This is a genomic window from Ruegeria sp. BJ5 (assembly GCF_056537865.1).
The window spans coordinates 981,581-994,544 of the sequence record NZ_JBQFSH010000001.1 but is presented as its reverse complement, the minus strand read 5'-3'; the positions used below and the strand labels follow the sequence as shown (position 1 = coordinate 994,544).

Genomic DNA, 12,964 nt, shown 5'->3' with positions numbered 1-12,964 from the left:
CCGGTACGGGCCTCAGCGCACGCCGAGGCCCATCTGCATCAGCGTCTTGCGCACCACCGGCATCGAATAAAGCGCGTTCAGCCCCGCAGCGCGCGCATCGCGCAACGGCCGTGCCTCGACCATCGAGGCACGGTTCAGCAGGTCGATCCCTTTGACGCGCAGTTCGATTTCGGTGTGGCGGGCCATGTGATAGGCCTCGAGCATCTGGGCATCTCCCAGACCCTCGGGCCGGGCTTGGGCCAGGTCCAGCAGGCTGCGTAGATCCCCCAGTGACATGTTCAGCCCCTGCGCGCCGATCGGGGGCACCACATGGGCGGCCTCGGCCATCAGGGCCACGCGCTGCGCCGACAGGCGCTCGGCCGATTGGCTGATGATCGGCCAGATCGTCCGGCGCGAGGCCAGTTTCAGCGGCCCGAACAGGCCGCAGGACCGCTCGGTCATCGCGGCCTCGAATTCGGCCTCGGGCAGGTTCAGTAGTTCGACCGCGCACGGGCCGCGCTCCATCCAAACGATCGCCGACGAGGGCTGGCCCTCCCAGTCGGGCAGGGGGACCAGAGTGAACGGCCCGCCGGACCGGTGGATCTCGGTCGAGACGTTTTCATGGGCGATCGGATGCGTCACCGCAAAGGCCAGTGCCTTCTGCCCGTATCGCGTGGTGTGGACCTTGATCCCCGCAGCCTCGCGCATGGGCGAGTTGCGGCCGTCGGCGGCGATCACCAGCTTGGTGCGGATGCGCGTGCCGTCGGACAGGCCCACACGCGCCTCGGCGGTGCGGGTGAACAGGCTGACGGTGCCGGTGCCGGGGCGGAAATCGACATTCGGCAGTTCGTGCAGCCGGGCCACCATCTCGCGCCGCAGCAGCCAGTTGGGCAGGTTCCAGCCAAAGGGTTGATCCGAGATATCGGCGGCGTTGAAATCCCGCACCACGCGCGGTTCAGGGATGTCGCCGCCCGCGTCCACGATGCGCATGATCTGCAGCGGCGCGGCGTGGGGTTCCAGCCGGTCCCACAACCCGCAGTGCTGCAGCTGGCCGTGGGCCGGTTGCAGAAACGCGGTGGTGCGCAGGTCGGACCCGTCGGCGTCGCGGTCGGTGACGGGCGGGGTCGGGTCCACGCAGATCACGTCGAACCCTGCGGCGCCTAATACGGCCGCCGCAGTCAAACCGGCGATGCCACCGCCGGAAATCAGGATGTCACAACTGTCGGTCATCGCGTCACTCTCCGTTGCCTGCGGACCCTAGTGCGGTTCTAGGGCCTGCGCCAAGTGACATCCTGTCCCGTAGTCTAGCCGCGTGAAATCAGGACCAGAATCAGGAACATCACCGGCACCATCACCAAGGCCGGCAGATACAGGCCCGGCAGGCCGAACAACAGGGCGGAACAGCCCCACATGCTGAGCAGTGCCGCAACGGTATAACCCAGATCCTCGGGCTTGCCATTGGCCGCATCGCGGGCCAGCCAGCCAAACAGTGGAATTGCAAAAAGCAGGCGCTGCCAGAAGGGCAGGCGGCCGGGCATCTCGATCGCGGTCATCGGGGTCTCCAGTTCTGTTCGTCGCTGAGCCTGATGTAGGAACGACTTTGCAGCTGCAGAATGCGCGGATCGTCGCAGTTTCAGGCTGCACGCAGGCGCATTTCGTCGCAGTCTTTCGGCGGAGGTCCGGTTCAGATCAGACGGGCCAGAAAGGCTGTCAGGTCATCGGTATGGTGGTGGATGTGATCCGCGTCATGCGGATCGGGCGCGACATGCACCGTACGCATGCCCATGTCATGCGGGGCCTTCAGGTTGCGCGGCTCGTCCTCGAACATCGCGGCGCGGTCGGGGTGGATGCCATCGCGGGCAAACACCGTTTCAAACGCGGCCTTGTCTGGTTTGGGCCGATATCCCGCATGTTCGACCCCATAGATCGCGTCGAACAGCCCATCCAACCCGCGTGAGGCCAGAACCCGCTCGGCATAGGGCGCGCTGCCGTTGGTGTAGACGATACGCCGCCCGGGCAGGGCCCGGATATGCGCGGCCAGCGCAGGGTCGGGCTCCATGTGGCTCAGGTCGACCTGATGAACCGCGTGCAGATAGGGCTTGGGGTCCAGATCATGTTCGGCCATCAGCCCGGCAAGCGTGGTTCCGTGTTCGCGCCAATAGTGCTGGCGTAGCCGGTCAGCCTCGGCCCGGTCGACGCGCAGGGCTTCGACCACGTATTCCGTCATCAGCACCTCGATCTGATCGAACAGGCGCATCTGTGGCGGATAGAGGGTGTTGTCCAGATCGAACACCCATTGGGTGACATGTGAAAATGCAGGCTTGACCATACGCTTGGGTTTAGGCCGCGGCCACCCGGTTTTCAATGGCGCACTTGATTGCAGACCCATGGCCCGGATAGACAGGTCCGAACGAGGAGAGACCTGACCCAATGAACCAGTCCCGACAGCCCCAGACCGATGCCTACAGCCTGATCCTCGAAGCGATCGACGTGGGGGTGTACAAACCCGGCGACCGGCTGGTGGAAAGCGAACTGGCCGAGCGGTTCGGCGTGTCCCGCACCCCGATCCGTGAGGCGCTGCAGCGGCTCGAGACGCAGTCGCTGCTGGAACGTGACGGGCGGTCGCTGATCGTGGCCTCGCTGGACCACAACCAGATGGCCGAGCTCTATGTCGTTCGACGTGAATTGGAAGGGCTGGCGGCCCGGCTCGCCGCGCGGCATGCCACGGATGAGGAAATCAAAGTCCTGCAGGATATGGTCGAAGCCGATGACGCGCTTGTGGATGATCCCGTGGCGCTGTCCCGGGCCAACCGACGGTTCCACGAGCAGATCCACCTTGCGTCGCACAACCGCTACCTTGTGCAGCAATTGGACCTTGTCCATCGCACCATGGCTCTGATGGCAACGACTTCATTGGCCGCGCAGGGCCGCGGTGAAATCGCTCAGAGTGAGCATAAGGGGATCGTCGAGGCGATCGCGGCTCATGACGAAGAAGCCGCCGACCGGGCCTTGAAGGAACATATCTCGGTCGCGTTCATGACCCGGCTGAAGCAGGATGCAATCCGGCGCGAGAAATAGCTGCCTCATCTGGCTGCGCTTCTTCGCTGGCGTGCCCGTGCTGGGTCTTGTCCCAGAAGAACGGTCTGACCGCCAGTTCCCACAGCGCCTTGTATGCTGCTGCCACACCCAAGGGGTAGTAGAGTGCCATGGTCGGGACCCACGGCAACAGAAAGCGGCGCCCTCCGGCCACCACGCCCAAGCCTCCAACAAGGATGTTCGCGGCCTCGGCGGTCAGGAATAGGTAGACACAGGCGTTCAAGATCTGCGGCGCCAATACAGCTTCAAATGGGTTCATCAGCCCCAAAAAGGTCAGCCAGAAGACCCACAGCACCGGGGCAAGCAGGAATTGTCCGACCGTCCCCAGGAAAAAGGCTTGGACACCCAGAAAGCGCCACATCCCCAGATCGCGCATCAATGCCAGGGGCGAGCGCATGTGGACAAGGTATGTGACCATGAACCCTTTGAGCCAGCGCGAGCGTTGCTTCACCCAAGGCCAGGCGCGGAAATTGGCCTCTTCATACGTGGCGGTATTTACGATTTCGGTGCGATAGCCCGCGCGGCTGAGTCGAACCCCCAAATCCGCGTCCTCGGTCACATTGTGAGCGTCCCAGCCCCCCAATTCCAACAGCTTGTCCCTGCGGAAGAAGAACGTCGTCCCGCCCAGGGGCACCACAAGACCCAACCGTGCGATTCCGGGCAGGATCACGCGGAACCAACCGCTGTATTCGATGGTGAAGCAACGCGAGCGCCAGTTGGTGCGCGGGTTGTAGTAGTCCAGGACACCCTGCAGGCAGACCACATCATCGGGCGCGCGGGCGAATTGCTCCACCACGGTCTCGATTTGGTCTGGCAGAGGCGCATCCTCAGCATCCCAGACGCCCAAAATCTCTCCTCGGCAGAAATCCAGCGCATAGTTCATCGCCCGTGGTTTGGTGGTCAGGTTGCCAAGATCGGGCACCTCCAGCGTTCGGATCCAGCTGGGCAGGGTGGTCTGCGCAAGCGCTGACCGGGTGACGTCATCATGCTCTTCCAAGACCAGGATCACGTCCAACAGCGCCTTTGGATAGGTCAGGCGTGTCAGCCGTTGGATCAGCGCACCGGCGATTTCCCGTTCCTTGTGCAGCGGCACCAGAATGGACACGCAGGGCAGGCGGTGTTGCGCAAGCAGACCGTCTGGTTTCTCGGCCTTTTTGGGGAAGAGATACGATATCAACCCGGCCAGCCGAAGAATCAGGAAAAGGATCAGCGTTGAAACTGCTGCCCAGAACAGCAGGGATAGCCCGGCATTCGGTTGCAGACCCAGGCCCACAAGCGCGGCCAGCGCCAAGAGGGTCGGCAGGAGACGTGAACTCGCAGTCCATGAGCGGCAGCTTTGCGATAGCGGCGCCCGTGTTTCCGCCGCCTCAGCCAAAGGTTTTGCGTAATGTCGGGCAATGGCTTGGTCGATGTCATCGGGTGCGGCTAGCACCGGAAGGACTGTCTGGGCGCAATCCGCCAACCCGGACCTTATTTCATCAAAGCGGTCTGGGTAGGCTGTCGCGACCAAGAGCACGGGCCCGACTCGCAGCCACGGAATGGCGTTGTGCGTCAGCCAGAACTGCATTGGGCGCAGCGCGCAAAGGTCATCGGGTGGCGGCGTGCTTTCCAGATCGGCGATCTGCAGCCCATGTTGTTGACCCAGCGCCAACAGCACATCGCTGCGCGCGGCCATTTGCTCGCCAACCATAATTTCGCCCAGAGGAGCGTTCTGCCGCTCCTGTAGTTTCAGGGCGTGATCCAGTTGAGCGGGGGTGATCACCCCCAAGTCGATCAGGCAAGTGCCCAAAGGTTTGCGGGGGCCAATTCCGGAAACCGGGGTCGCGGGTCCGTGACCCAGAAAATTCAATTCAACCATAAGAAAACCCTGCCCGAAGTGTCGGGTCAGAGTTGCTCAATCAAGGTTAATTCCGGGTTAACGTTGACGCGGTCCGCAAACCTGCGGGATTAAGCGCGCACTTTTCGGTCGGCCATGGCCGCGGCAAACCGTTCAAAAAGGTAAAAGCTGTCTTGCGGGCCGGGCGAGGCTTCGGGGTGATACTGAACCGAATACACCGGGCGATCGGACATGCGGATGCCGCAGTTCGAGCCATCGAAGAGCGACCGGTGGGTTTCAACCACCCCGGCAGGCAACGATTGGGCGTCGACCGCAAAGCCGTGGTTCATCGAAGTGATTTCGACCTTGCCGGTTTCCAGGTCCTTGACCGGGTGGTTGGCGCCGTGGTGTCCGTGGTTCATCTTGATGGTCTTGCCGCCCAACGCCAGTGCCAGCATCTGGTGACCAAGGCAGATCCCGAAAATCGGCAGATCCGTGGTTTCAAGAATTTCCTTGATCATCGGCACAGCATAAGTGCCGGTAGCAGCCGGGTCTCCCGGGCCGTTGGACAGGAACACGCCATCAGGGTCGTGCGCCAGCACCTCAGCCGCGGTTGCGGTTGCGGGCAGGACCGTCACGTCGCAACCGGCCGAGGCCAGGCAGCGCAGGATGTTCCGTTTTGCGCCGTAGTCCAGCGCGACGACTTTGTGCACGGGTGCTTGCTGACGCTGGTAGCCGTCCGGCCAGGCCCAATGCATCTCGTCCCAGCGGTAGCTTTGGGCACAGGTCACATCCTTGGCCAGATCCATGCCCTCCAGCCCGGCGAAACCACGCGCCGCTGCAACCAGGGCTTCGATATCGAAGTTGCCCTGCGGGTCATGGGCCAGCGCGACATGCGGAGCGCCTTGCTGGCGGATCGCGCGGGTCAGCCGGCGGGTATCGACCCCACCGATGGCAATCCGGCCACGGCGTGCCAGCCAGTCGGTCAGCCGCTCGGCCGAGCGCCAGTTCGACGGCTCGGTCGGGTCCCACTTGACCACCATGCCCGCGGCCACCGGATCGGCGGTTTCGTCATCGTCGGGATTGACGCCGACATTGCCGATATGCGGGAAGGTGAAAGTCACGATCTGCCCGGCATAGGACGGGTCGGTCATGATTTCCTGATACCCGGTCATCGCGGTGTTGAAACACAGCTCGGCCACGGTTTGTCCCGTGGCGCCGAACCCGGTTCCGAAGAAGAGTGTTCCGTCGGCCAGAGCCAGACATGCGGTGGGCTTGGACGTGGCTTGATGGGCCATGGCGCGACTCTCCTATCGGGTAAATCGGCGCATAACTAAGGGGGTTGGTGCCTCGGGTCAACCCTGTTCAAATTTTGGGCTATTGTTGTTTTTCAATGATTTAGCCTTATCTGTCTGCTGTTGTGCCTCGGATTTTGTTTAGATATGTTCGGGGTTCCGTTGCCATGGGGATGGACAGAACAGATGGATATGCGAACTCGGGTGACCACTGCCCTGAAGCAAGCAATGAAGGACAAGGATGCCGAGCGTCTGTCGACGCTGCGGCTGGTCAATGCCGCGATCAAGGATCGGGACATCGCGCTGCGCGCGGCCGGAAACGAAGAGGCCAAGGGCTGCGATGACGCGGATGTTCTTGAGATTCTTGGGAAAATGAGCAAGCAACGCAAGGAAAGCGCGCGGGCCTATGAGGAAGGCGGTCGTTTGGACCTGGCCGAGCGCGAACTGCGCGAGGTGAAGATCATCGAGGAATTCCTGCCCAAGCAGTTGGATGATGATGAGGTCGCAAAGGCCATCCAGACGGCGATCACGGCGACCGGTGCCGGGTCGATCCGGGACATGGGCAAGGTCATGGGCGAGCTCAAGGCCAACTACACAGGCCAGATGGACTTTGGAAAGGTGGGGCCGCTGGTCAAAGACCACCTGTGCGCAGCGTCGAACGGCGACTGCTGACGCGCTTTATTCAAGCGCCGGTTCGCGCAGCCGTTTTACCAGATCATCATACAAGGCAATGCGTTCCTCCTCTGAGAGGAACGCGCCAATCTCGACCACCCGTCCTTCACCCGACAGGGTCACATAGTTCGGGACGGGTCCGCCGGCCTTGTGCATTTCCGGACGGGCCCAGTATCGATTGCAAGTCCATTCCTGCTGGCCGGTCCGGGCGCTGTGATGGATCAGGCGTGCTTGGGTTCCGGTAAGGGTCAGTACCTCAAACACGTTTCGGGACCGATAGTTCGCCTGGATCGCAAGCCATAGGCCCGCCACCGTCAACAGAAGGAACGGCAATAGCCCCCACAGCAGAACCGATCCCAGAACTGCCAGCAGGGGTATCAGTCCAAACAGGAAAACCGATAGCACGACGGCTATCGCGCCGCGCGGTGGCAGGGAATTGTGCGGCCAAAGGCGCAATTCCTGTTCCGAGTTCGAGCTGTCGTTCCAATGGTAGGGCATATTGCAAAAATAGCGCCTGCTGATCCGGTGTCGATTGCCAATTTCAAACGACGTGTCCGACCCTCGCCCAGGACAGCGCATCCTCAAGCCGGTCGTCGCCCCAGAACACTTCGCCCCGCGTGACAAAGCTGGGCGCGCCGAATACGCCCAGGCCCACCGCCGTTTCGGTTTCAGCTTTCAACGCGGTTTCGATTTCGGGACTGCGCGCGCGGGCCATGACCGGCAGCGGGTCCAGCTGGCAACGGAACAGAGCCTCGGACATGGCGTTTTCACTGCCGGCTTCGATACCGTCCTCAAACCAGATCCTGTAAAGGTTTTGGGTAAAGCTCTTGCCCCATCCTTCCCGGAAACCCAGCAGCGCGACCTGGTTGGCCAATTCGAGGTTCGAAATCGGATAGGGGGCGGGCAGCTTGGCGTGGATATGGTACTTGGCTGCGCGGCGTTCGATGTCGCGCCACATGTAGGCCGACTTGACGGGTTTGCCCGCAAACGGAATGTTCTTCTGTTCAGACATGACCGCGCGCACGTCGAAAGGGCGCCAGTTAACCTGCGCCTGGTGTTCTGCGCACCAATCGTCCAGACGCATGATGGTCAGGAAACTGTAAGTGCTGCCGATGGAGTACCAGAAATCAATATCGGGCATGGTGACCTCGGAGATTGGCCGGACATGCGGCGCCCCAAGGATACCCGATTTTCAACGATATTGCGACCGCCCGCGGAATGCGATGGCCGATAGAGCGCGAACAGTAAAAGAAAAACCCCGCCGTGAAGGCGGGGTTTCCTGTTTTCGGGAAGGGATCAGTGCGCGTGGCCTTTGTCCCAGTCTTCCTGCTTGGGCAGCTGCTCGAACGTGTGCTCGGGCGGCGGCGAGGGCAGGGTCCATTCCAGCGTATCCGCGTATTCGTTCCACGGGTTCGGGCGTGTTTCCTTGGCGCCCCGGAACAGGGCGTAGAACACGATCCCGAAGAACAGCAGGAACGAAGCGAACGAGACGAACGCACCGATCGAAGACACGAAGTTCCATTGAGCGAAGGCTTCGGGATAGTCGATATACCGGCGCGGCATGCCCTGACGGCCCAGGAAGTGCTGCGGGAAGAAGGTCAGGTTTGCACCGATGAAGAACATCCAGAAGTGCACCTTACCCCAGAACTCCGAGTACTGACGGCCCGTCATCTTCGAGAAGTAGAAGTACACGCCTGCAAAGATTGCAAAGACTGCACCCAGGCTCATCACGTAGTGGAAGTGCGCGACGACATAGTAGGTGTCGTGGTAGGCCCGGTCGATACCGGCCTGCGACAGAACCACACCGGTCACACCGCCGACGGTGAACAGGAAGAGGAAGCCGAAGGCGAACAGCATCGGCGTCTTGAACTCGATCGAGCCGCCCCACATGGTGGCGATCCACGAGAACACCTTCACGCCCGTCGGAACCGCGATGACCATCGTGGCCAGCATGAAGTAGGCCTGCTGGCGCAGCGACATGCCGACGGTGTACATGTGGTGTGCCCACACGACAAAGCCCAGCGCGCCGATTGCGATGATCGCCCAGACCATCGGCAGATAGCCGAAGATCGGCTTGCGCGAGAAAGTGGCGATCACGTGGCTGATGATGCCGAAGCCTGGCAGGATCACGATGTACACTTCGGGGTGGCCGAAGAACCACAGGATGTGCTGGTACAGGATCGGGTCACCGCCACCGGCCGGATCAAAGAAGGTGAAGCCGAAGTTGCGGTCCATCAGCAGCATGGTGATCGCGCCCGCCAGAACCGGCAGCGACAGCAGAATCAGCCACGAGGTGACGAAGATCGACCAGCTGAACAGCGGCACCTTGAACAGGGTCATGCCCGGGGCACGCATGTTCAGGAAGGTGGTGATCATGTTGATCGCGCCGAGGATCGAGGAGGCGCCCGATACGTGCACGGCAAAGATCGCCAGGTCCATGGACATGCCGCCTTCGGTCGTCGACAGCGGCGGGTACAGAACCCAGCCCACGCCCGAGCCGGCCTGGTCGTTGCCGCCGGGGGCCAGCAGCGACGCGATGCCCAGCGAGGTGCCGGCGACATACAGCCAGAAGGACAGGTTGTTCATCCGTGGGAACGCCATGTCCGGCGCACCGATCTGCAACGGCATGAAATAGTTGCCGAATCCGCCGAACAGCGCGGGGATGACCACGAAGAACATCATCAGAACACCGTGATAGGTGATCATCACGTTCCACAGGTGTCCGTTGGGCGTGCAGGGATCGGCCATGAAGCCTTCCAGGCACATGTACTGAACGCCCGGATGCATCAGTTCAAGCCGCATGTAGATGGTCATCGCGACCGAGATGAACCCGGCAAAGGCCGAGAAGATCAGGTATAGGATCCCGATATCCTTGTGGTTGGTCGACATGAACCACCGGGTAAAGAACCCGCGCTGGTCTTCATGATCGTGACCATGAATGGCTGCGTCTGCCATTTAGGTGCCTCCTGTTGCAAATAGACCGCGCAGCCGGACCTCTCCGGCGCGCGGGATTCCTGCTGGTTTTAGAATGCAAGGGGGCGGCCTTCAATGGCCGAGTTTGATCTGGATCAAGATTAATTGTCGCGGGGCAGGAGGACACCCGTGCGATTTCAGCCTTGGATGACCGGTATCTGGGGATGAACAGGCGAATTGCAAGGACAGGGGCTTCGCAAGGGCGGAATCACGCCTTGACCCGCTGCGGGCTTGGCCGCAGAACAACACGCAGCCCCTTTGTCGGAGACCCACCATGACCGCTTATGATCCCGAAAACATCTTTGCCAAGATCCTGCGGGGCGAGATCCCCTCGACCCGCGTCTACGAGGATGAGGACACGCTGGCTTTCATGGATATCATGCCGCGCGCGGACGGACACCTTCTGGTGATCCCGAAGACGCCTTGCCGCAACGTGCTGGATGCCACACCCGAGCAATTGGCCGCAGTCATGACCACGGTTCAGAAACTGGCGCGTGCGGTCATGCGCGCCTTTGACGCCGAAGGGGTGACCATCCAGCAGTTCAACGAGGCAGCCGGAGGGCAGGAGGTGTTTCACCTGCATTTCCATGTCCTGCCCCGGCACGAGGGCGTCTCTCTGCGCCCGCCCGGCAAAATGGGCGATTTCGACGAGATCGCCAAACACGCCGAGCGCATCAGGGCTGCGCTGGCGTGACGGGTGGGGGAGCCTGATGCGCCCCAGAACAGGCATCGTGATCCCCAAACGCCCGCAAGACTGAGCAGACATGGTCGTGCTGCCCGTCGCAGGCGGCTGCGATCCGGGCAAGTTCGGTCTCGAGCCGGCGCAGCTTTGCAATCCGATCCTGCAGGTCCGTCAGCTGCCGCTCGGCGATTTCGTGCGCCCGGTTCAGATCGGCGCCTTGGGCGCCTTCCAATGACAGCAGGGCCTCGACATCGGCCAATGGCAGTCCAAGATCGCGCGTGTGTTTGACAAAGTGCAGCCGCTCGAGCGCGGCGCGGTCATAACGCCTTTGGTTGCCGGCGGTCCGTTCTGGCGGTGGCAGCAGGCCCCTTTCTTCGTAAAACCGGATCGTGGCGGTTTTGACGCCTGTGCGCCGGGACAAATCCCCGATCGAGAACATTTTCTCCAATCCCCCCCTTGAACCTCTAGTCACTAGAGGAATTAGGTATGGACAATGGCCAAGACAAGGACACGACATCATGGCGCATGATCATTCCCACGCCGGACACAAACACCACGCCCAAATCGACGCCGATGCCGGAGACGCGCGGGTGGCATGGGCCATCGCGGTCAACATGTTTCTGACGCTGGCACAGGTGGTCGGTGGGATCTTTTCGGGGTCGCTGGCGCTCATCGCTGACGCGCTGCACAATTTTTCCGACGCGATTGCCCTGATCATCGCGTTCCTTGCCCGCACGATTGCCCGGCGCCCAGCCGACCCGCGCATGAGCTTCGGATACGGTCGAGCCGAAGTGGTCGCGGCGCTGGTCAACTATACCACACTGATCGTCATCGCCGCGTACCTGATGTACGAAGGGGTGGCCCGGTTCTTTCAGCCCGAGCCGATTGACGGCTGGCTTGTGGTCTGGATAGCCATGCTGGCGTTGGTGGTGGATCTGATCACCGCGCTTTTGACCTATAGCATGGCCAAAACCAGCATGAATATCCGCGCGGCTTTTTTGCACAACGTTGCTGATGCGCTGGGATCGGTTGCAGTGATCGTGGCCGGGGTGGCTGTGATCCTGTTCAACTGGACCTGGGTCGACCCGGCCGTCACCATTCTGATTTCGCTGTACATCCTTTGGCATGTCCAAAGCGAAATCGGAGGAACGATCCGTGTTCTCATGCTTGGAGCGCCGCCCGATCTGGACCCCGAGGAGGTCGCTTCGGCCATTGAGGCAACGGACGGCGTGCGCGAGGTTCACCATGTCCACTTGTGGAGCATGCAGGAAAACCAGCCCGCTCTTACCGCGCATCTGGTGGTCGAAGACTGCGCCTGGTCGCAGGCTGAACAGGTGCGCGGTCTGGTGAAACAGGCAATGCGCGACAGTTTTGGGATCGGCCACCTGACGCTTGAGGTGGAAATGGCCGCTCGGTCCTGCCCAAAGACCATGCGGTTCGGCCATGCCGCGGACCAATCAGGCGAAAACTGAGGCCCCAAAAACGAGAATTGCCGTTCCGATATGGGGTCGGAACGGCAGACTCGTAACCAAACACTTGATCGATTTTCGCGGGCTGGCCGCGATCACCGGTTAACATACCACTCACTCTTGAACGGTATATTCATGATACCTCAAACTGCGGCTGTTGTGTGGAAGGAAGAAGGAGATTCCCTAAATTTTAAGGCAATTCGCGGCAATCTTCGGAAATTTGCGACCGTATTGAGAAACAGAAGAAGCCTGCATCGAGGATTGTCGTTCCGCAGGGTCAGATTCTGCGATTCGAGAACATGGTCGATGCGTGGGGGTCAGACCACCTCGGGGCCAAAAGCGTCAGTAAAGGTTTTGCGCAGAGCCACATCGACATCGGCCATTGTCACCGGCAATCCCAGATCCACCAACGAAGTCACGCCGAACTCCCGGATGCCGCAGGGAACGATGCCCGAAAAATGCTCCAGGTCCGGTTCCACGTTTATCGAGATGCCGTGGAAGCTGATCCATTTCCGCAAGCGGATGCCGATCGCAGCGATCTTGTCCTCGGCCGGTTCGCCACTGACGGTCAGCGGCTTGTCCTTGCGCGGCACCCACACACCGACACGGCCTTCGCGGATTTCTCCGTGGACGTTGAACTCGGCCAGTGCCGAGATCACCCAGGTTTCCAGCTGTTTGACAAAGCGGCGGACATCATGGCCGCGCTTTCCGACATCCAGCATGACATAGACGACCCGCTGGCCAGGTCCGTGATAGGTGTATTCGCCCCCGCGCTTGCTGGCATAGACCGGGAATCGATCCGGGTCGGTCAGGTCTTGGGGTTTGGCTGATGTTCCGGCCGTATAGAGCGGCGGATGCTCCAAGAACCAGATGCACTCGTCCGCGGTTCCGGCCGCAATCTCGGCCACCCGCGCCTCCATGAAGGCGACGGCGGTGTCATAGTCGGTCAGTCCGTCGGTGATCTTCCATTCCATGCGCGCCT

13 protein-coding genes and 1 pseudogene are annotated in these 12,964 nt (G+C 61.3%); 4 read left to right on the top strand and 10 right to left on the bottom strand.

Features of this window, described 5'->3' with window-relative positions; genetic code table 11:
- Positions 1-12 precede the first annotated feature (12 nt).
- From ACR0NY_RS04970 to ACR0NY_RS04960, 3 genes are all read right to left on the bottom strand, one after another.
- Complete coding sequence (locus ACR0NY_RS04970) at positions 13-1,209, bottom strand: UbiH/UbiF family hydroxylase (protein ID WP_170368694.1); 1,197 nt, start codon at positions 1,207-1,209, stop codon at positions 13-15.
- A 74-nt stretch (positions 1,210-1,283) separates the two neighbouring features.
- A complete protein-coding gene (locus ACR0NY_RS04965) occupies positions 1,284-1,532 on the bottom strand; it encodes a hypothetical protein (protein WP_170368693.1) in 249 nt (82 codons plus the stop codon).
- 131 nt (positions 1,533-1,663) lie between these two features.
- The gene (locus ACR0NY_RS04960; RefSeq protein WP_170368692.1) at positions 1,664-2,308 is read right to left on the bottom strand and encodes a pyrimidine 5'-nucleotidase; all 645 of its coding nucleotides are present in this window, start codon (positions 2,306-2,308) and stop codon (positions 1,664-1,666) included.
- 101 nt (positions 2,309-2,409) lie between these two features.
- Between ACR0NY_RS04960 and ACR0NY_RS04955 the strand changes: the two genes are divergently transcribed.
- Positions 2,410-3,057, top strand: coding sequence for a GntR family transcriptional regulator (locus ACR0NY_RS04955; protein ID WP_093962488.1), 648 nt, complete (start codon positions 2,410-2,412; stop codon positions 3,055-3,057).
- Here the strand turns inward: ACR0NY_RS04955 and ACR0NY_RS04950 are convergent.
- Entirely contained in the window at positions 3,014-4,933 is a 1,920-nt protein-coding gene (locus ACR0NY_RS04950) for a glycosyltransferase family 2 protein (protein WP_170368691.1), read from the bottom strand. The two genes, ACR0NY_RS04955 and ACR0NY_RS04950, sit on opposite strands and share 44 nt — an antisense overlap.
- Before the next feature lie 89 nt (positions 4,934-5,022).
- Positions 5,023-6,189, bottom strand: coding sequence for a glutamine-hydrolyzing carbamoyl-phosphate synthase small subunit (gene carA, locus ACR0NY_RS04945; protein WP_170368690.1), 1,167 nt, complete (start codon positions 6,187-6,189; stop codon positions 5,023-5,025).
- A gap of 183 nt (positions 6,190-6,372) precedes the next feature.
- Between carA and ACR0NY_RS04940 the strand changes: the two genes are divergently transcribed.
- Positions 6,373-6,858: a GatB/YqeY domain-containing protein gene (locus ACR0NY_RS04940; protein ID WP_170338416.1), complete on the top strand. Its 486-nt coding sequence runs from the start codon at positions 6,373-6,375 to the stop codon at positions 6,856-6,858.
- 6 nt (positions 6,859-6,864) lie between these two features.
- On the opposite strand, the gene ACR0NY_RS04935 is transcribed toward ACR0NY_RS04940, so the two are convergent.
- From ACR0NY_RS04935 to ctaD, 3 genes are all read right to left on the bottom strand, one after another.
- Positions 6,865-7,356, bottom strand: a complete 492-nt coding sequence (locus ACR0NY_RS04935) for a DUF2244 domain-containing protein (RefSeq protein WP_170358612.1) — start codon at positions 7,354-7,356, stop codon at positions 6,865-6,867.
- 43 nt (positions 7,357-7,399) lie between these two features.
- Positions 7,400-7,999, bottom strand: coding sequence for a 2-hydroxychromene-2-carboxylate isomerase (locus tag ACR0NY_RS04930; RefSeq protein ID WP_170368689.1), 600 nt, complete (start codon positions 7,997-7,999; stop codon positions 7,400-7,402).
- A gap of 155 nt (positions 8,000-8,154) precedes the next feature.
- A complete protein-coding gene (gene ctaD, locus ACR0NY_RS04925) occupies positions 8,155-9,813 on the bottom strand; it encodes a cytochrome c oxidase subunit I (RefSeq protein ID WP_170337942.1) in 1,659 nt (552 codons plus the stop codon).
- A 292-nt stretch (positions 9,814-10,105) separates the two neighbouring features.
- On the opposite strand from ctaD, the gene ACR0NY_RS04920 reads away from it, so the two are divergent.
- The gene (locus ACR0NY_RS04920) at positions 10,106-10,525 is read left to right on the top strand and encodes an HIT family protein (protein ID WP_093962481.1); all 420 of its coding nucleotides are present in this window, start codon (positions 10,106-10,108) and stop codon (positions 10,523-10,525) included.
- Here the strand turns inward: ACR0NY_RS04920 and ACR0NY_RS04915 are convergent.
- Positions 10,506-10,952, bottom strand: a complete 447-nt coding sequence (locus ACR0NY_RS04915) for a MerR family transcriptional regulator (protein ID WP_170368688.1) — start codon at positions 10,950-10,952, stop codon at positions 10,506-10,508. The two genes, ACR0NY_RS04920 and ACR0NY_RS04915, sit on opposite strands and share 20 nt — an antisense overlap.
- A gap of 79 nt (positions 10,953-11,031) precedes the next feature.
- On the opposite strand from ACR0NY_RS04915, the gene ACR0NY_RS04910 reads away from it, so the two are divergent.
- Positions 11,032-11,985 (top strand): cation diffusion facilitator family transporter, encoded by a 954-nt coding sequence (locus ACR0NY_RS04910; RefSeq protein WP_170368687.1) that lies wholly within the window; start codon positions 11,032-11,034, stop codon positions 11,983-11,985.
- Positions 11,986-12,299: 314 nt separating this feature from the next.
- Here the strand turns inward: ACR0NY_RS04910 and lipB are convergent.
- Positions 12,300-12,959 (bottom strand): annotated as a pseudogene (gene lipB / locus ACR0NY_RS04905) (lipoyl(octanoyl) transferase LipB); the annotation flags it as partial.
- Between the last annotated feature and the right edge of the window lie 5 nt (positions 12,960-12,964).